Here is a 20960-nt window from a genome sequence, read left to right on the forward strand (position 1 = left end):
CTTTCTAATCTTGATAGAAGACTCGTTTCGAGAAAATCATGGATACAATGACAAGAATGATGGCAATCGCCAGAAAATACACCCATGCCATAGCCGAGCTGAGACCAAAGTCAAATTTCACGAATCCGGTATCCCGGATCAGTTCAGTCATGGCGTTATTGGCAAACGAGTCGATAATGGTGTAGATCGCATTGACAAAGATCAGCGGACTGACCATCGGAAATGTAATCTTCCAGAATGCTTCGTACCCAGTAGCACCCTCCATTTTGGATGCCTCATAGAGCTGAGGCGAAATGGTCTGAATGCCAGCCAAAAAGATCAAAATCTGCACGCCCGACTGGCTAACAATTTGATAGATCCGATCAACGGCATTACTCAAATACGTTACGATCCATTCGCTCACCCCGGCATCCAACATCAGATTTTCGAGTTCAAATGTACCTAGTGCGCTTCCTCCAGTACTGTTCTGGTTAACCGCATCAATCAAGCTGGTGCTCTCCAGCGACATGATGACACCGGAAGCCAAAATAACGGGCAAGAAGAAAATGGAGCGTGCTATGGCTCTGCCTCTGAACTTCTGGTTCAGGATGACGGCGAGAAACAGGCTGAATATGACGATAAGAGGCACATTGACGAGCACATCGGTAATCGACTCGATCAATGCACGGTTAAAACTTGTATTAACGGTAAGCGCCTGAATATAGTTAGCAACACCAGTGAATTGAATGGCAATGCCTTCCGCATTGGCCTGAATCGTGCTCATGCTATAACGCAGCGAAGCCAGCAACGGGATGAAGAAAAACAATACAAATCCGATCAACCACGGAAGCACGTAGATAACGCCCCACATGGCTTTCTGCTGAGCATACGTACGACTTCCCCATTTCCATTTCAGGAGTGTCTTCAGAGCTGCTCACCACCAGTCACATAACCTTGGGCTTTCACGGTTTGGCCCTCAACCTCTATAGGAAAATCATTATAATTCACAATCACGAAGCCACCACCGTCATAGGTTGTTCGATACACACCTTCCTCCAATGATTCATGCGATTTCATGGAACGCCCGGCAAATGGAAGATTGGTCTGATTCACCTCGTTGTACATCTCGGCAGCCAGATCCACCCACTGCTCGTAGTTTGCCGCGTACAGATCATCATAATCGGTCTGTTTGACCACGTGGTTGGGTGCATTGAACCAGGCGAAGTAAGGACTTGCTCCATATTCAATCAGTTTTAGAACATACTGCCTCGGGTTCGTATAGGTCGAGAGATTGTATGGAGAGCCGGTGTAACTGATATTCCCATGAACGACTAATTGGAAAAACGGAACCTCTTCATCCTCCAGTTTGAACTGGCTGCTGCTCATCGGCGCGTCCGTCAGCCCAGTAACATAAGGCAGTGCATAGCCATTGCCACCCTCGGCCACAACGGAACCTGCCTGTTGTTTGATCTGTTCCAGCGCTTTAATGACAACGTCCAGCGCTTCCGTTCGATCCAGAAGCTTCTTCGGATTCATGTCGCTGTTCAGCTGTTCAGCCAGATCTTTCAGGCTCAGCGACTGAGACTGTTCCTCTTTTAGAATAGACTTCATCTCAACTAGCATCTCTTTCGTCACCTGATTCAGCTTGTTGGGCGAAAGCACATAGGATGGAGACCGTTCCCGGTCCCGTCGCTGCAAAGCCTGATTCATCGGATATACCACAGCCGGTTCTTGGGTTAACGTTCGAGAAGCCGCTCTGGAAGGTTTGAATCCTTTCTTGGATTGCACATTCAGCAAAGCTACATCCGGATAAAAGCCAATGCCTAATTCCTTTGTATAATCGCTAAAATTGCTCAATCCCTTTTGGCCACCAATTGCTCCATCCACCGATATGGAATCCGGCAGGCGGTGATGCAGTCCATCATTGAACCATCCGGCGTAACGAACCTGAATGTTGGATACATTTTTCTCCGTCAATGTAGACAGAATCTGCTTGGCTTCCTCAAAGGTCGTAAGCGCCTCTGTCGAATCATAAGGGATACCCAGCATATGTTGCCGTGTTGTCATCCCGCCGAACAATTTCAGATAAAATGGAATACCCGCCTGTTCTTTACCCGCTTGCTGCTCGGGAAGTCCGCCGCTCTGTAACAGATAATTCCGGTAGAGTTCGGCCAACCCTGAGTAGGAAGCCTTCTCCCCACCGACAAAAGCGTATCTTACAACAAAGTCTGACGCTGTCGGTTTTTTCTGGAATTTGGGTAGTGTTCGCACCATGTCACTTGCTTGAAGTGTTACATCGCTCTTATTCATGACATAGAAGCTTGGATATACGTTGTTGTAGCTGTTCAGCTTGCCGCTGATATCCGCATTCACCACTGCCACAGCGTCCCCTTCCTCGATAATGCCAAGGAAAGCACCCTCTTTCCGGATCAGTCCAAAAACAGGCAATCGGGCTTTGGCTTCCGCCGAGCCAGCTTCCCGCAGCTTCATCGTCAAGTCCGGGCCGTAAATATCTTGTTGATAACCGGGATACTGAAGCTTGCCATTGTTAAAATGGATCAGTGCTCCGGAGCCGTCCGGTACAAAAATCGAGCCCTCTTCCTTCGTCCCTCCGGCTCCGAAATATTCCAGCACGGATATGGTGTTGATCGGATACTCTTCTGGAAAATGAATGCCGGATGCAGGAACACGAACCAGCAGATTCTCTCCATCCAATTCATATTCCAAAGTCATCATGAAGAGCCGCGGTCCACTGCGCTCCTGATCAATCCCGTGTTCGGCATGATCCTGTGCCAGGTCTTCTTCCGTATAACCAGCCGTGTCAAATGCCTTCAGGGCACGGGACAACTGGAGTCCCTGCAGGGCCTTGTCAATTCGAACATAGACACCCTCATCTTTATCTTCGGTATACCCGATCTTCAAGGCGCGTTCTCCTGCCTTGTCGAGCTGTGCTAACAACTTTTGCTCAAATCGTTCCTTGCTGATTTTGACCGGCAAATCTTCAATAGAGCGCTCGGCGCTTCCGAACTGATAGTGAATCCGGACCCCGCTTCGCATAGTCTCATAGCTAACCTGCTTGTGACCGATGCTATCCGTATAAGAGTTCACCGTACTGCTCTGACCCTGGTTGTTAAAAAAGCTAAGTCTGGCTTGGGATGACAGAAGATCTTTGTTAATGCCGGCTGCAATACCGTCCTGCTCTCGATCTGCTGGATTGCTGCGCCAGATTTGTCCGCTCTCTCTATGCAGGACAGCAATCTCTGCCGTCTCTTCATCGATAAACAACTGCAAGGCTTCGTTCCTAGCAATACCACTCATGCCTTGTAGTCGAGGTTCGCTGAAAGAAGATTTCAGTTGTTCTCCGGGAGGCAGGGAGGGAAGATCGGCCTCATCAACAGCTGCTGCTGCCTCACGAGCTTGCGGTGATGGCGGGAACTGGCAACCACTTAGAAGCAGACTGCCAATGAACAGCATTCCGGTTATTTTTTTTGCTATAGCATATTTCACTGGATGTCCTCCTTCCTTAGCCCCGAAGCACGATTTCCTGATAGATGGTTACGACAAACGATACGATCTGCTGTACAAGACTGAAGAAAAGCAGGCACAAAAAGGCCATAAAAGCCATGGCTACCAGGGTAAGCAGCATTGTAAGTACCGTCTTAGCCGGTGTGTACTGATGAACGGTCATGTTGCCCACGAATAACAGATATACCGTCCAAGCAACAGCAAGTGCATTGGAGAAATAATAGAAGGCTGTTTCCTGCGCGGAAATGACGAGACTCAGCCAGATCCACGGGAAATGAATCAGGAGCAGCGGCACCAGTGCAAAACACGTCGACATGAAAATCTCCGAAAACTTGCCTTCTCCATCCATCAGGGTCGTTAACGACCAGTTGGCCACACACCAGAATAGTACTGGGATCATGACATACAACACTTCAAGCAGGCTGTTCAGATACTTGGGATTGTTAAAATTAATGAGAAAGCCACTGTACTGGGCATGCAAAATTTTGGAAATCATTAGCATCAGCATAATCATGCATGCAATCAGCAATGTTGTTCGTTGATTGCGTTCATATTTCAGTTCCCAATATCCGTCGAATGGGTGAAAGATGAGATGTAGCGGATACTGGTAAAATTGTTTACTTGGCCCTTGCATTTGTTGCCCTCCTTTTCTGCCTGCGAACGATAGTGACGGATACAAACGCAGCTACAGTCAGGAATACACCGGACATTATCCACGAGAAATGCTCGCGCATCAGTTCTTTGCGGAACAGAAGAAAAGCTTTCGAATACCCCTGACGCTCCATGCTCCGTTTAAAATATTGCGCAGATTCGGCATAGTCCTTCTGACGAAGCAGCGATTTTCCAATACCCGCATAAGCATACTCCAGATTAGCGTTCATCTCGGCGGCCTTGGCGAACAACATCGCGGATTGATCCTCGTCGCCGTTATAATAACTGCGCACTGCTTCGTGCACAGTGCGTCCGTACTCCGTTGTCTGGAAAATCGTAATTTCACCCAGCGCTTTATCCAACACAAGCATCCGGTCTCCCACACGTTCCAGCGCGACTGGTGTATTAAACTGACCCAACCGATTGCCAATACCGCCAAAGATATGTAGAAGATATCCGTCGCCGTTATAGGTGAAAATTCGCCCTCTGCTGGAGTCGAGTACGGAATACATGTCGCTGTCTCCTACATCTACATCAATCAGGCGTGAAGGCCCAGCTTCATTCGTATACATCAGATCGCCTTGGGGGTAATGATAACCTTGTCTGCGTAAAATATCGGAGCCCTGGGCATTCAATTTCTTGATTGGATCTTTGCCGCCATCACTACTCGTGGCGTAAATGAACCCTTCTTCATCTATATCCAGGTTGGTGAATTCCGTCGGCGTGAACATAACCATCTGACTGCGCTGCTCGCGCGTGGCAAATCGTTTCCACAAATACTCCACCGGATCAACCTGAACCCTGTTCGCTCCGATAAAGGAGGAGAATGTGCCGTCGACACTGAACTCCATGAATCCGTCAAACACACCCTCCGCCATGACGTAAATCCGTTCTCCCTTATCCATGACAACCCGCACAGGCTTGAATTGAAAGTCCGTTTGTAACAGATCTGATTTCGGTTCAGCCACTACCTTGACCAAGCGGCCTTGATCATCCAGATGAACGACCCTGTGATTGTCGGTATCTGCAACGAGCATATCCCCCTTTTCGCTGACATAGAGCCCTTGCGGATTTTTGAATTGGTCCTTCTTGCCCTCGCGTTCAAAGGAATCAAACGTCCGCACCAGCTTGAAATTGCGATCCAACTCCACGATGCGACCATTGCCGGAATCCAATACGAACACCCGCTGATCGGCTGTGACATGCATGTCACTCGGTTCTTTGAACGCAGTGGTGTTCAGTTTCCTGCCCGTGATAATGGACGTCGCCTCGTACGCCGCCGGAGCCGGAACGGAATCGCCCCAGTAGGAATACTGGTAAGCATCCTGCTTGCCATCTGCACTTGCGGGTGCTGCCTCTTGGCCGAACCACAGGAGGCAGACCATGCCCAAGATGATCCAGACCTGCTTGTTCCATGTGCTTTTCCGCACCTCGCTGCCTCCTTTCTACTCTTTCATGCCCGAAGTAGCCATTGTCTGCATGACACTACTCTGGGAGATGATAAACAAGGTTATCGGCACGATCATCAGCAGCAGTGCAACCGCTGCACCAACTCCTGCTCTCGCGATCCCCCCTTGAACAATCTGACTTAGCGCGTAATGCAGCGTTTTGAGATTTTCACTATAAATAAAACTTCCACCGTCTGTTCCCCAGAGGGCCGGAAACTGCAAAATCATCAGTGTAAGCCAGGCCGGCTTCACGTTAGGCATCACAATACTCCAGAAAATCCGGTATTCGTTCGCGCCATCGATCTTCGCTGCCTCCAGGAGTGCATCCGGAATCTGTTCCATGAACTGCTTCATCAGGAACAGTCCCAGGGAGAATGCAAGGGACGGAACGATAATGGATGCGTGACTGTTAATCCAGCCGAGCCAGGACATGACCATGTAGTTCGGAATTGCTGTGACATGCGGCGAGAACATCAAGGACAGGATCACAATCGTGAACAATACTTTTGAGCCGGGAAAACGATATTTGGCCAGCGGATAAGCGGCTGCCGAGGCCAAAAGAATATGTCCCGCCGTTCCTAATATCGTAATAAGTAACGTATTGGCAATATAGCGGGATAACGGGACCCACGAATTGCCCATCAGATTGATCAGATCCGCAAAATTTTCCGTAGTCGGGTTGTTCACCCAGAAGCGTGGCGGAAAAATAAACAGTTCATCCAGTGGTTTAAATGCGTTGTTAACGGCATATATGAGCGGGAGCACCATAAATGATCCAAACACGGCCAGCAGGGCAAACAGCATGAGGCTGACGGTAAATGACCGATTCAGTCTTTTGGGCATGCCGAACACGGCACGTACTTTGCTGGTCATTGTCATTCACCTATCTTTCTCAGCATTTTTTGCGTCAGGACGTTCGTACCAAGCATTAGAACGAACAGAACCGTTGCTATGGCAGAGGCATATCCCATCTCGAAGCGAATGGTGCCGAAGTCCATCAAGTGGGTAACGACCGTATGCGCTGCATAGTTAACACTTGGGAAACCGGCCAGGGCAATCGAAATTTCTGCTACAGCAAATGAAGCCGTAATCTGCATGACCGCACCAAACATGAGCTGGGGCCTCATCGATGGCAAGGTAATATACCAGAGCTCCTGCCAACGATTTTTGATCCCATCCACTGTACCGGCTTCCACCAGCGAGCGGTCAATCGTCTGCAAACCTGCGATAAAGGCCAGGAAGCTGGTTCCGAGACTGAGCCATAGTTGAACTATGATGACGATGGCCAGCACGTATTTCTCATCTGCGAGCCATTGGATCGGTTCCAGAATGACGCCCAGGCGCATCAGGAAGCCATTCATGTACCCGTAGCTGTCACCGGAGAAGATGATCAGCCAGATGAAGAACACGTTACCTGATATGGACGGCGCGTAGAAAACCAGCGTCATGACCGCCCGGACTTTGGGAGACAGCTCATTAATGATCCATGCAAACAAAAAACAGGCAATGTAACTGACAGGCCCAGTAATAACAGCGAATAACAACGTATTTTTCATGGCAATCAAAAAGACGTCGTCACCTAGAAACAGGCGTGAATAGTTCTGCCAACCGATAAAACGCGGCAACTCCAGCATATTGAAGTGGAAAAAGCTGAGGCCCAGCGAAATGCCGACCGGAATGACAGTGAACATGAAAAAGATCAACATAAACGGTGCCATCAATACGTAATAGTGTCTGCTGAGATATAGATCCCGCTTCAAAAGGGACCACCAGCCCACCGGACGTATATGGACGGCAGGAGCGGCTGCTGTCTTGGTTGTTTTTACTTGCAACCGTTACCCTCCCTTCCTTCTACTTCAGATTAAATTCCTTGCGCTTTAACTCGATTTCATCATCGATATACAGGACATAATCCGCCAGGGCCTCACGGGGATTTTCGCTCGCGTTAACGACCTTGCGGAACGCATTATCCAGATGTCGTCCTGTAAAATAACCTCCCGGAAGCTGCGGGATACCTTGTACCCATTCCCATTGTTTCTCCAAATTCTGATAATCTTTCACGGGCCAAGGCAGCTGCTGCAGCGCCTTGATGTTGGCCGTTGGGTAACGGGCAGCTGCTCCCATGAGACCTTCCATTTCTCTTCCATATTCAATCTGCGTCTGCTCATCGGTCCACCATTTCATGAATTCCCAGGCGGCTTCCTTGTTGGCTGCATTTTCGAGCATCATCACGGCGCTAGTCGCACTGGCTACCTCATGCCTTATGGAACCGTCCGGAAGCTCAGTACCCGGAACAATGGTAAAATCCCAGAGGTTGCGAATTTCCGGTGCCATGACGGTCAGCATGTTGTACGTGGTATAATCGGCGATGCCAATCGGCATTTCCCCAGTACGGAATCGGTTTGGAAAGTCGGCCTTGAGCGGAAATTTGTAATTGGTATAGAACTGGGTCCAGCGTTTAAAAGCATCCATTGAAATCTCCGAATCCAGTGCACTCTTCTTCTGATCTTCCGTATAGAAGGTGCCATCATTTTGATACAACAGCATGGCAAAAGTGGAGTTCGGTACAAGGTTTGCATTGTTCAGCGTATCCTCGATGGGCAGATAGAACTCCATGTTGTGTTTTTGCAGCACTGCGATGGCGTTATAGACATCCTGCCATGTCTTCGGCGGTTCAAGGCCCAGCTCATTCAGGATATCTTTACGGTAAAAAAGCATCGGGAAGTGCTGCTGCTCCGGCAGCGCGTAGACCCCGTCATTGTAACGGTAAGGCGTCAGTCCGCTTTCACGGAAACGTCCGGAAATCTCTTCGAAGTCCGGGAACTTGCTCAGATCCGCTGCTGCATTTCTCATCGCATAGTTCACGGGAATGTCCTCGCCCATCTGCATGGCCACGTCCGGTCCTTCCCCCGAAAGCGTTGCTGGCAGCAGAATGTTGGGCGGAACAAGACGCAATTGTACCGAGACATCGGTATCCGGGGTAAACGAATCGTCGATCAAACCCTTGAGCACCTGGGCCTGATCTCGTCCAGTCGTAATCCATACGGTAATTGCGTCTTTCTTTTGCTCCACGTTGCCGATACTGTCGTAATCTTCCGTATAGGAAGCCACATAGGCACCCAGTTCATGTTTTGCTTGCTGAATGGCTGTTGCCTCCGCTTTAGGCAATGACTCGCCTGGCGGGCTTACAACAAGATAATCCATCGTAATAGGCTGCTCCCGCACGGTCAGAATCCAGGTACCGAGACCACCCACGTTAATCTTAAACGTGTCCAGCCGTTTCGGTACCGTCTCCGGTCTGGCAGTCATATCCTTAAGCTGGACCACCATGGCATTTAGAATCGCGACTTTATCGCTCTGCTCACCTGTGGCTTGCTCCAGGTACGCCGCTACAGAGCTGAGCGTTACCGCCTGCCGTTCAAACACCTCCGTCATCTCCGGAATACGCCGTTCGAGCTGATAGTCCCGCAGCGGATCGGGCTGGTTCGAAGTGATCATTAATATTTTGCGGTACATCTCGTTCAGTTCCAACACGCTGGATTCCACCGTTCGAAGTAGCGGAGCGATGTCACCCAGCGTGACCGTCATCCGTATGCGGTGTTTCCCTTTTTCGAGATGGAACTGGTAAGGCCGATCTTCTCCAGCTCCCAATACCTGTGTTTGCCAGGAGGGACTATAGTTAAAACGAATGCGTTTCATTTCCTTGAACGGCACTTTTCCGTCAATGGTCAGACTGCGGGTCGCATAGATGCCACGAAGTTGATCCTGTTTCACCTTCAACGCAATTTGATACAATCCATCTTCCGGCACGTCGATCTCCCACTCAATCCATTCACCGGGCAGCTTCCAGTTGATGCCGCCGATGGCGTTGATGCGAATTTTGGATACGTCGTACGGCTCCAGCGAAGGGCTGGAGCGATCCGAGATCGGTGCCAGCGTTGGTGAAGACTTGCTTACCGCATGTTCTGCCTGCACCTTCAGCATGACAGGACCGGCCGGTTTCAAGCTACGCGTTTCGTACCTCGCCCGCAAATCTGCATAGGACGGAACATCCTCCTCCTGATACAGCTCGATATAATCGATCGCCATGCTCTCTCTTAGCGAGCTGAGTGATAACTGCTGTGTACCCTTTTCAAAATAAAACTGGAACGGTTCCTCAAAGTAACCTGCGCTGTCCCTGAAGGAAGCGTACTGCCATTCCGGCTGTTCAACTTGCCTCGGCCTAAGATCATTCCCTCGATCGTCCCGGCGAACGTCTTCTTCGCGATTGCCCCATACCCTGTCAAACAGCAAGACGTCAGCACCCCTGAACGGAACCTGCCCGTTTAGCTCCAGCCTGCGTTCGATACCGGAACTTTTGCCCTCAACGGGATAATAGTGAATCCGTGCATGGTACAAACCACTCACTTTAATGGGAACATCCCAGCGAATGGTACCGGTTTCCGGTGTAATGACTGCACTGCCGTCCAATCCGGCATATCCCTGTACTACCTCGAACGTTCCACCCTCTGCCTGAACATAAGACTCACCTTCAATCCGTACGATATTGTCCGGTTTGGCGCTGCTCGCATGAACTTTCAGATAATGTTCATAGCTGCTTTCGTCGTCTGTATTGGCGACCGCTTCAAAATCTTCAAGTGCATGTACCGTTCCTGGGCTTTTATCCCGTGACGGAAAGATCGTCCAGATCGAGAACACCAAGGCCAGGACAAGTACCAGGATCAGTCCCTTTTTCTTACTTGACCGCATGTTCGAATGTATCCCCTTTCCTGTAAGCGTAGCGACCATTAAACGGTTGTCTAACCCGGACAGATCACACCGTCACTGGTGTGCTCTGCCCGCGTACAGTGATACTTATTTTTTGTAGACCTCATCAATCGCTGCCTGGAAAGGAGACTTGTATTTCTCAATCAGCGTAGATACGGATATACCTTCTTTGAGCTCCGCATCAAAATCCCAGAAAGGTAAGGAAGGAAAGGTGTTATGGTCGAGTACCAGCATGCCCTCTGCAACCTCTCTGGCATTATTGATGTCCGCCTCATCCGTCAGATGTGTCTCCAGCGTGGATTGGCCGGGATACTCGTAGATCGAATCGATCTCATTGATTTTCTCCCAGATGTACATGAGCTGTTCTGGATTCTCAACCGCTTTAGGGATTGTGATCGCTTGATAGCGAGATTCACCGGAGTGGTACGATGATGCACTTGGCCCTTTGGGAAAAGGTACAAATCCAATATCATAATCCTTCATATCTGTCATAATACCTTCGACTTCATACATGGCACCTGCATACATCAAGGTATTGCCTTGACGGAAGAAGGTAGATGGTTCTGTCCAATCGCCACCTTCTGTTGCTCTGCCGACCTTCTCCGTTGCCAGTTTGGACAAGAAATTCAGCGCTTCTTTGGTCTTTGGATCTTCCAGGTTCTGCTTATCCTCTTTGGTCAGAGAAGCTTCGTTGGAATACAGAACCGGTTCGAGCAGCCCCGTTTGAGCCAGTCCCCAAGTGTCCAATTTGCCATCGTTGTTTCGATCCTTGTTCGCTTGCTTCGCCACGCTGAGGAACGTATCCCAGTTCCATTCATCAGCATCCACATATTCCTGCAGCGGCTTCAGACCAAGTTCCTGCATAAGCGTCCGGTTGTAGAAAATCCCGTTGATAAAAGAAGACTGATCCTCCGTAAACCCGTAACCTTTGCCTTCATATTGCATGTATTCTTTGGTCGTTTTCTGATTGAATACCTTGTCGTTCTTGATATAATCATCCACTGGCCATAACAAATCCTGTTTGGTCAATGCTGGAATGGCGTAGTCTTTGCCCAGTCTCACAAAATCGCCAAGCGGTTCTCCTGCCATCAGTGAAGCCACCACTTTCTCCTGATACTCACCAAAATCGATGGAAACATATTCGATATTAAAGTTGTGTTTTTTCTTCAGTGCTTCTAGATTTTCGAGGCGCTGAATATTGTCCGGATTGTTGTCCTGAATCTCCATATCCCACCATGCGACCACTTTAATGGTTCGGCCACCCATATCGAAATCCATCTCCGGCGTGGAGTTTTCATTCTCGGGCTCAGTCTCCACAGGTTTTTGTTCCTCCTGAGATGCCGGTTTCTCCGGTTCAGGTTGTGTGGTCGGCGTAGAACTGCATGCAGCAATGACCAGCATGACCGCAAATACCAGGTTCAGTAGCATAAACTTGTTTTTTCTCATCGTCTTCCCCCCTGAATGTGTCGTTTGCTCCCACAGTGTATCTCTCATATGAAAGCGCAAACAACCTGCTAAAATACAGATATTTACCCCGACTGATTATAGATTGACGTGCTTTTCAGTGAACATGGGAATATTCCCTTTCAATTGGTAAAGAAATGAACTTTCTGCAAGAAATGCACATTGTATGCGCTTTCTTTTATTCCCATAATGGAATTAATCCTTATTTTAAAATGACTTTGGATTGAAGAGTTCATGAGAAGGTGAGGTCATGTTTTGTGTACAATATGTTGCTTGTGGATTATAGCCGCCGGTTGTGCAGAGAGTTTCGACACCTGCTGAGCCATAACAAATCGGAATATGTCATTGGGGATTGTGTTTTCTCTTCCTCCGCGGCCTTGACCGCGTTATCTGAACAACATTTTTCAGTCGTTGTTGTACATACGGAGCAGTGTGATACGGCAGGGCTATGGCTGTGTCATTACATTCGAAAAAAAAGTAATGTTCCGATCCTACTGCTCGGCGGAAGAGATCACTTCAGACTTGTGCGGAAGGCATTAACGTATCAAGTGAATGATTATTTGCCATGTCCGGTCAGTTCCTCGGCTTTGCTTCACAGTTTGCATAGACTCAGGACTTGTCTGGAACCCGAACCTGTAAAAAAAAGCCCGCCCGTCAAACCGCCCATTCATCTCAACGGCAAAGCTCTGGAGTCAAACCATGTGATCCGTATTATCAAAGCTTATGTACGTGATCATCTTGGCGACGAAATTACACTCAAGAAAATCTCAGATATGCTCCATTTTAATTGTGCATACCTCGGACAAAAGTTTAGATTGGAAGAAAAAATGTCTTTTACTGATTACATGCTGCAACAGCGAATGGAAAAGGCCAAGCAGCTTCTGTCATCTACCAATCTGCGAATATACGAAATAGCCGTAGAGGTTGGTTACAAAGATATTGATTGGTTTTACAAAAAGTTCAAATCGTATACCGGATCGAGCCCCAATGCATATCGAAGACAGAAAACTCATACCGCTTAGTCCGTGAGGATTCCCTCTCCTGTGCACCAAACCATTCAAATCTCCCATTAAAAAGCGCAAAAAACGCAGGAGCTGTTGCCTGCGTTTTTTGTGTCCGCTTCCTTTGAAATGTAATGAAGACTATTATGCCAAGCGGTTACTTACCTGACTTATTAAACTGGAGGAAAGTCTGACGGGTCTAACTCACCAGTGTGGATTCACGGTATTCTTGAGGTGTCATGCCCGTCAGCTTCTTAAATAGTCGGGTAAACGAATGAGCTGCCTCATAACCGACTTGCAGTGCTACCTCACGCACCATAAGATCCGTATTGCCTAGCAGTTCCTTGGCTCTCCGAATTCGGCAATCGTCAATAAACTCGGACAAGTTGATTCCCGTTTCCTGCTTAAAGAAACGGGATAGATAGGACGGGTTGAAATGATTCAATTCAGCCAGTCGGACCAGGGATAGATCCTTTTCAAGGTTATTTTTAATATAGCTGCATATCGTCTGGGTCACCAGGTTAGCACGTTCCTCTTCGTTCGATTGCTTAAAGTGCACCAGCTCATCTGCTGCGCGATACAGGTGATACACGGCATCCTTCATACTGCGATAATCTCCGAGATGAAGCAGGCTTCGCCGATCAGGGATTTGGTGCCCCCAACGATTGAATGTCGAATACAGCATCAGTGCCAGATGATAGTACGTTTCCATCGCACGTTCCATAATCACGTCCTGTTGCAGCAGTTCATTTGCCAGCTCTTCAAAAACATCATAAAAAGACTGGAATCTTCCGGTTTCCAAATAACCGGACATCAACTCAATCCGATTTGAAATGCGTACGGACTCCTTGGAAGTACCCAAAGCAGGTTCTTCTGTTTTATCCGTTAACACCATGGATACCCCGTCTCCAATCTTCATCCACTGTAGTAACCGCAGACGTTCATATTGGCTTGGAATTTGGGACCATTGATAGCCCTGTCCACTTAAAGTAAAAGCAATGGATACGCCTAACGAAGACTGGCAAGCTTCCTGAACAAGTTCCAATGTGCCCTCGACATATGTGACAAAGTGATCGTCTGGGCTAGCATTTCCCCTCTTGGGTTGAAGCAGCCAGACTGCATCACCATAATGATCCGTTACACTTGTATTTACCGCATGTTCACGAATAAAAGAAGATCCGATAACTCGTACCCATGCTTGAACGTGTTCCAGATCAGCATGCTCTCCGGGCGGCTTGTTGAATCGACCAAGCACCAGATACACCGGGGATTCTACTTGTAATCCGATGTTTCTTCGGGTGAGTTCAGCTTGTATCTCATGCAAGGAATCGGTCGGTGTACATTTCTGAAGAAGCTTACGCACATATTCCTCCTGTTGCAACGCTGCCAATCTTGAGGTAATCTCAAGCGATTGTTCCAGTACTTCATTCATGCTGTAACTTTGCCGAATCTCTTCCATCACCTGATCGACGACAGTCATTACTTTGTCATAGCCCTCTGTTTTGAGTAAATAACGCACATTGGTCATTTGAAAAGCCTTGTACGCATACTCAAAATCGCTGTGTCCTGTCAGAAAAATAACACGACAATGTGGCCATCGGGTCTGAATTTCCTCAGTTAATTCCAGTCCGCTTATTCCCGGCATGCGAATGTCTGTCAGCACAATGTCAATCCTCGAGCGTCGCATCCAGGTCAATGCCTCCGCAGCAGAGTAGGCTTTACACACGTCAAGTTTGTCAGGCATATGTCTGGCGAACGTCTCATACAGACTATCCGTTATAATCTCCTCGTCATCCACGATCAGAAGTCTATACATTCGTTATCTGATCCCCTTCCTTCTGATGAATTCGTACCGCGACTTTCAATCCTTGCAGCTCACTCCGGGAGAGAAAAAGGCCACTTCCTTCCCCGTAGGTCAATATGAGACGTCTGTGAATATTCATTAATCCTGTCATTTCATCTGTGCCTGTTTCATTGTGCAAACGTTCTTTGAGAAGCTCAATGTCTTCCATCTGCAGATCCATACCGTTGTCTTCCACGATGAATTCGACATAGTTTGCTTCCATGCGGAATTGTACGCGCAAGAAACCCATACTCGTGTTTTTTTCAAGACTATGCTCATAAGCATTCTCGATAATCGGCTGAATAATAAGCCTGGGCACCTGAATCTGATCCATTCCAGGGGGGACTTGCCCAAAGTCCACCTTGATTCGTCTGGAGAATCTTAATTGCTGAATTTCCGTATAGATTCGTGAATGTTCCACTTCCTCCTTCAAAGTCACATGATCCGTTTCGTTTCGGGTGATGAAGCGAAAATATACGCCAAGCATATTTGTGAATTGCTCAATGCGCTCCGTGTCTCCTGTTCTGGCGAGCGAGTTCAGAATGAAGAAGCTATTGTACAGAAAATGCGGATTAATCTGGGATTGAAGCTGTCTCAATTCGGCCCGCTGCATCATCATTGTCTTTTTGAAATCACGGTCAATCAACTGCTGAAGATTTTCAATCATATGATTGAAACGACTGTAGAGAAAACCGAATTCGTCTTTGCGATGATGGTTGATCGGAATATCCAACACGCCTCCCTCCATTTTCTTGAATCTTTTGACAAGCAGCAGCAGCGGAATGTGGATCAGCTTGTAACTGGAATACAGATACGCCGCAATGGCGATGAATGAAGTGATAGCAAAGATCCAGGCCCACTGAACAAATTTGCTAAGGGGTTTGGTTACGATTTTCTCCGGCAAATAAGTGGCTACGGACAAGCCCAAGGTATTCATATGAAGCTGATTCACATGATACAAGGTTCCCTCCACGTTCACCTGAAAATTGTCATGCTGATTTGTAAGACTATATTTACGGTGACTGGACAGAATGACATCACGCTGCTGCTGATCTGAGATGGCATGCCCTGTTTGATTCTCGATCAGCAATGTTGCACTCTCGGGATACAGATTAAGTTGTGACAATTCATTTTGAAATTTGGCGGTATCCAGTTCCACTTGGACAACAAACAGGGGGGCATCTCCTCGCTTGCCTGGTAGCCGAACAGCGCTAAGGTTCAGATTGTCACTTTTTACAGTAAAGCGAACGCCTTTCCCTTCAAGATTTGAGCTAAAGTAACTAAAGGAATCATGATCGAAGTCATCCATGCCTTGCACTGCCGATATGCTCTTGTTGACTGCAGGGATATGTACGTAAACGTTCTTGATGTAAGCACTGCTGTTCTTGAATGAGGCCAGTCGCTCAGATAAATAATTCAACGTCTCACGTCTTTCCACTTGATCCATCATGTTCCAGAGGATGGCAATCCGGTTCAGTTTGCGGTCCTCAGCGATATCAAACTGCTGAAGCTCCAACCATTCAATCTCCCTGTTCAGCTCCATGGCAAATTGGTTCAGGCGCCGATCCGTCGACAGGGATATTTCCTCGCTTGCCGTATCGTAACTCCAATGATACAAATAAACTCCCAGAAGGATCAGAGGAATCACAAAAACCAGATAGGTCATGATTAATCTTGCAAATATGCTGTTAAACCACGATTGGGCAGGAATTCTCAACAATCCGTTCACCTCCTATGCACCTGGCTGAAATAGGATCCCGGGTTAATTCTAGGAGGCAGATGCTGGATGATTCCTTGCAACATTGACTCTGAACCACGCATTCACCTCCGATGTAATTTCTTCCCCCCCCAGCTTGTACCAATCGTTCACGAACTGATCGAATTCTTCGATGGGTGAACCAAGAATGATATTCATGTATGCTTCAAGTTGAAGGTCTCGAAGAATAAGTTGTCGATCAACCATAGTTTCGGTTATTCCGCCAGTATACTCGTCATATAGAAGTTGTCCATTCCGGTCATAGGCATCGGCAATACTAAAGGCTCCCAAGGATCCATAGGTCTGTTTCCAACCCCATCCACTTTTTAAGCCCTCTGATTCATAAGCAACAATTCGTTTGTGGATCGCAAGGGCTTCGTTCTCCAGGCTTGAGAAATCCCCTCTCTTTCTGGCATCACGAATATCTCTGTAAGCATCCATGTTTTTCATTCCTGGAAAAGGGGTTACCGGCGAAAGCATCCACACGGCGCGTGAATCGTCATTGTAGTACGTTTCATACTCGGCTTGCTCACCCCAGTTTTTATCCAAATGCAGATTCATGAGCTTTACGACGACCTCAGGATGTGCAAATCCTTTCTTTACCGCGAAGTATTGTCCTGTATTGGAACGGAGCGGGACCAATATGCCTCTTCCAGACTCAGCCACAAGAGGATAAGCTTGCCATTCCGCATTCGGGTCCGTGTCGCGCGTGGTCTGAAGCATGAAGGGGGTCCACTGTTCACCATAGAGCATGCCTATTTTACCGTCCTGAATCAGGCGATACTCCTTACTTCCGTTTTTGTAAGCAAATTCGGGATCAAGCTGGCCTTCAAGGTATAAGGTCTGCAGCACCTTCAGTGCTTTTCTTACCTCCGGTTGTATGCCACCGTAAGCCAGATTGCCCTCCTTATCCTTGATCCATATATTCGGGTGAGCTCCGTAGCCGGCCATGAATCCAGATACACCCATAACGGGGTCCCACAAATAACTCGTCATTGCAAGTCCATAGGTGTCCTGCTCCCCATTTCCATCGGGATCTCCTTCTGTAAACGCTTTAGATATTTGCAGTACATCTTCCATCGTTTCAGGTGGCAGCAGGTCCATTTTTTCCAGCCAATCACTTCTGATCCACAGATATTGTGCTGTTTCGATGGCAGAAGACGATTCCGGGATCGCCATCAGTCTGCCGTCAATTGTGGCCGCATCGAACGCACCTCTTCCCTCAGCCTCCAAAATTTTTTTCGTAAGCGGAGAGGCTTGCGTCTGATACACTTCTGTCAGGTCTTCAATCAATCCCGCATTGCTTAATTGTCTGAGTTGATATGGATTTACTTTGACTACATCCGGAAAACGGCCTGCTGCGAGGGACACCCCCAGCTTCTGATTATATACGTCACCCCTTGCGATCCAGTCATAGTGAATCTGAATGCCCAATTCTTCTTCATACAATTGGGTCCAGCGATTATCCTCTAAACTTTCACCTGGTAACTGATCGATCATTTGCAGCAGATCCTCCCCGGTTTCCATGACAAAAGTGACTTTTATAGGTGGTACGTATTTCCCATCTTCTCCAGGATTCTGCCCCTGCTGCCCCGCAGGTACAGTCTGTTGTTGCTCTGTATTTCCTTGCGAAAGGCCTGCAGGTATGGACACCAAAAGGAGGAGAATTAAGGTCCATCTTGAACTGTACATCCATCTCTTATTCACGTCGACATGCCCCCAGTTCTATTGGAATGAGTTCACCATTTTGTTAGATCATCCCGAATCCTATCATTGTATAACAAACTTGGGCGGTATGAGTACAAAAAGCCGCCATCAGGCGACTTTATCCATAACCATCGTGTGTAAGCTGACTAGATCATATCGTATTTGAAATTCGAAAAATCAGCCGTTCCTCCTTTGACCTGTGTTGAATACAAGAATAAGCCAATCCGACAGCCCATGAAATGATCCAGTTTGTAGAACATCTTGTGAGAAATGCCGAGTGGCTTCCACTCCGTGCCATCGTGATAGGCAAAAGAACACTCATCCTGATTGTTCACGAAATGGCCTGATGCCTGGAGCGTAACGACTGGTCCGGTTACGCGAATCCGCGCATGCTCCGTCGCAGGCTCCTCATCGATCAAATTGCCGAATATGCTGGAATCCTGACTTTCCCTCGCCTGCATGACAAGGTAGAACTCTCCCTGCTCTCTCGTTAGCGCGATCAGGCCATATGTGCCTATTAGGAAACATAGCCCTGCATAATCACCATCGTTTAAACCGCTGCCGTCCAGGGTGACGTTTACCTTACAAGCGGGCCCCATCGCACGCTGGGTCAATGTGTTCACCGCATAAATAAGGTTCGGGCTAAGCTGGCCGGTCCGAATCCGGTACACTCCAGGCTTCTCGGTTACGGACCACAGCTCATCATGGGGCGTGTGGTTCCATTGCCAAAAATCACGAAGGCGAACTCTGCTGTCCCCGCCGATATGATACTCAAAATCGTCACTACCCACCAGCGGGCTGTAACTATAATCTGGTCTTGTGCTAGGAATATCTATTGTTCTTGGTGCGTTGCTTGCAAAAACGGGAATTCCGTCTTCAAAATTCATGGGAACGATTACAGGAATACGCCCTACTGCACCATGATCCTGAAATAGCACGGCGTACCAGTCCCCACCGGGGGTATCGACTATACCGCCTTGAGCAATGCCTGAATTGAAATATCCCATATCATCGTTAAATACTTCCCCACCGATAAATTCACCATCTAGCGTATCTGCCATGTAGTAAGCCTGGGTTCTTCGTCCCACCTCTTTGGAAATGTGAATCAAGAACACATAATACTTCCCATTAACCTTGTAGAAATGGGCACCTTCGTAACCAAGATGGTAAGGATCCCGCTCCTTCACGATTAAACGCTGTGTCCCCCCCGGTTTGGGCCCTGATAAATCAGCTTTTAACTCTACCAAATGAATCTCGGCATTGCCATGTACCAAATATGCCCGATCATCATCGTCAAAGAAAAGGGAGCAATCATGATAAAAGCCCTCTACGATGCGTTTGTCCCATGGTCCCGAAATGGATGCGGACGTGTATAAATACGTTTTACGCGTATCATTGGCTACAAAGATCACGTAGAACGTTCCTTGATGATACCGAAGTGAAGCTGCCCACATGCCTTTACCATAGATGTGCTTGCCATCTTCCAGTCTTTGGGCTGGGGTGTCATCCAGTCTGTCATATACATAGGTTGCCACTTCCCAATGAATCAGATCGTACGAACGCAGGATGACGCAACCCGGCATCATGTGCATTGTTGTACTGACCATGTAATAGGTATCTTCTACGCGAATGACATCAAGATCCGGGTAATCAGCCCATATAATTGGATTGTGATACATGCTGTAATTACACCTCACTTTGTTTAGGATATTGTAAAGTCAATAGCAAATGTATAAGATGACTGATCAGTCACCCTCATTTTACATGTTTTAATAGGTAAGCGACAGGGAAAATAAACCGCTTTCTTCCTTTATAAAAGCTTCAAATATATGTTGCAATACACAATAACCTCCATGCCAAAGTGATAGTGGCAAGAAGGTTATTATAAAATGACAATGCATAGATATTGTTGAAGAGATATGCCAGCCACGAGCGCTAGCTTTCGAATGTACTTAGATTCACCGCTGCAGCGATGTGAAAAGTGTCCTTAGATGACGCCTTGAATGGTGCCTCGTTGGCTAGATCTCATACTCGAACCAATCAAAATGGGCAGGTGTGCTACTTGCCTTACCATTGCCGGTAGCATATAGTCCGACCACCGCTCCGGTAAAGCACATCTTGTGTACAAAATCCTCTGGGGATAATGATCTTGCCGAGCCTGAACCCAAGGCTGTCCAATTCTGTCCGTCCTCGGAACAAGTCAGCCTATATTCCTTCTCCGTCGATTCGATCCGGAGAAACAGCTGCTCCGCTTCAGTCTCGCCCGCATACACGATTTCCGACTCTCCGCGTACCGTGAGACGGGCAAATATCAGGTTGCGGCCTTCTGACCGTCTTATGCCAATCTCATAGTGTGCATCTTCATCCCGGCGGATACACATTCCGGCCTCTTCTCCATCAGCAGCCGGTACGAATGCCATGTGAGTTGTATAGCACGCTTCAACATGCTGCTGCCTCCGGCCAACAAACGTAACCTGACCGACGTCGCCGAGACTTGCTTCCTGGCCATATAAGGTCAGAAAACCCGGTTTTTCCGTAACGGAGCACACTCCTCCTGACGGATTGCGAACGAACATCCACTGCGGCCCAAGTTCTTCATTGAAGTCTTCTCGCCCTACAACGACTGCTGCATGACCATCCAATATAGAAGGTGCTGTCATCGGCGAACGTTGAACGGCCATGTCCAGACTCACTATTCCTTCATTGTTGTCCATGTGGGGCCAGCCCTCGTTCCAAACGACCGGGGCGAGGAACGTTTCCCGTCCAAGCACACTATATCCGTCCTCTGTCAAACGCACGCCAAGGAATACGGCCCACCA

The 20960-nt window shown here is 48.0% G+C and carries 14 protein-coding genes; 1 reads left to right on the forward strand and 13 read right to left on the reverse strand.

What is annotated here, in order from left to right; genetic code table 11:
* Positions 1-4: 4 nt before the first annotated feature.
* The 8 genes from HP548_RS01245 to HP548_RS01280 form a co-directional block, all read right to left on the reverse strand.
* Positions 5-850, reverse strand: a complete 846-nt coding sequence (locus HP548_RS01245) for a carbohydrate ABC transporter permease (RefSeq protein WP_175380679.1) — start codon at positions 848-850, stop codon at positions 5-7.
* A 53-nt stretch (positions 851-903) separates the two neighbouring features.
* On the reverse strand, positions 904-3486 hold the full coding sequence (locus HP548_RS01250) for a DUF5696 domain-containing protein (protein ID WP_175380680.1): 2583 nt from the start codon (positions 3484-3486) through the stop codon (positions 904-906).
* Between the two features lie 16 nt (positions 3487-3502).
* Positions 3503-4138 (reverse strand): Yip1 family protein, encoded by a 636-nt coding sequence (locus HP548_RS01255; RefSeq protein WP_175380681.1) that lies wholly within the window; start codon positions 4136-4138, stop codon positions 3503-3505.
* On the reverse strand, positions 4122-5585 hold the full coding sequence (locus tag HP548_RS01260; protein ID WP_343054754.1) for a hypothetical protein: 1464 nt from the start codon (positions 5583-5585) through the stop codon (positions 4122-4124). Before HP548_RS01260 ends, HP548_RS01255 begins: the two co-directional genes overlap by 17 nt.
* 15 nt (positions 5586-5600) lie before the next feature.
* Complete coding sequence (locus HP548_RS01265) at positions 5601-6476, reverse strand: carbohydrate ABC transporter permease (protein ID WP_076288847.1); 876 nt, start codon at positions 6474-6476, stop codon at positions 5601-5603.
* A 2-nt stretch (positions 6477-6478) separates the two neighbouring features.
* Complete coding sequence (locus tag HP548_RS01270) at positions 6479-7390, reverse strand: carbohydrate ABC transporter permease (RefSeq protein WP_343054756.1); 912 nt, start codon at positions 7388-7390, stop codon at positions 6479-6481.
* Between the two features lie 64 nt (positions 7391-7454).
* Positions 7455-10352: an extracellular solute-binding protein gene (locus tag HP548_RS01275; protein WP_175380683.1), complete on the reverse strand. Its 2898-nt coding sequence runs from the start codon at positions 10350-10352 to the stop codon at positions 7455-7457.
* A 105-nt stretch (positions 10353-10457) separates the two neighbouring features.
* The gene (locus HP548_RS01280) at positions 10458-11816 is read right to left on the reverse strand and encodes an extracellular solute-binding protein (RefSeq protein WP_175380684.1); all 1359 of its coding nucleotides are present in this window, start codon (positions 11814-11816) and stop codon (positions 10458-10460) included.
* A 284-nt stretch (positions 11817-12100) separates the two neighbouring features.
* Between HP548_RS01280 and HP548_RS01285 the strand changes: the two genes are divergently transcribed.
* The gene (locus HP548_RS01285; RefSeq protein ID WP_125477352.1) at positions 12101-12856 is read left to right on the forward strand and encodes a helix-turn-helix domain-containing protein; all 756 of its coding nucleotides are present in this window, start codon (positions 12101-12103) and stop codon (positions 12854-12856) included.
* A gap of 178 nt (positions 12857-13034) precedes the next feature.
* Here the strand turns inward: HP548_RS01285 and HP548_RS01290 are convergent, their stop codons facing one another.
* The 5 genes from HP548_RS01290 to HP548_RS01310 all read right to left on the reverse strand — a co-directional run.
* Positions 13035-14651 carry a response regulator gene (locus HP548_RS01290; protein WP_175380685.1) on the reverse strand — a complete coding sequence of 539 codons (1617 nt, stop codon included), beginning with the start codon at positions 14649-14651 and terminating at the stop codon, positions 13035-13037.
* Positions 14644-16398, reverse strand: a complete 1755-nt coding sequence (locus tag HP548_RS01295) for a sensor histidine kinase (RefSeq protein WP_175380686.1) — start codon at positions 16396-16398, stop codon at positions 14644-14646. Before HP548_RS01295 ends, HP548_RS01290 begins: the two co-directional genes overlap by 8 nt.
* Before the next feature lie 48 nt (positions 16399-16446).
* Complete coding sequence (locus HP548_RS01300; protein WP_175380690.1) at positions 16447-18126, reverse strand: extracellular solute-binding protein; 1680 nt, start codon at positions 18124-18126, stop codon at positions 16447-16449.
* Positions 18127-18287: 161 nt separating this feature from the next.
* Positions 18288-19820: a glycoside hydrolase family 43 protein gene (locus HP548_RS01305; protein ID WP_175380687.1), complete on the reverse strand. Its 1533-nt coding sequence runs from the start codon at positions 19818-19820 to the stop codon at positions 18288-18290.
* 339 nt (positions 19821-20159) lie between these two features.
* On the reverse strand, positions 20160-20960 hold an 801-nt coding region (locus tag HP548_RS01310; protein ID WP_457852493.1), incomplete at its 5' end, for a beta-xylosidase family glycoside hydrolase.

Source organism: Paenibacillus taichungensis, from assembly GCF_013359905.1.
GTDB classification, from domain to species: domain Bacteria; phylum Bacillota; class Bacilli; order Paenibacillales; family Paenibacillaceae; genus Paenibacillus; species Paenibacillus taichungensis.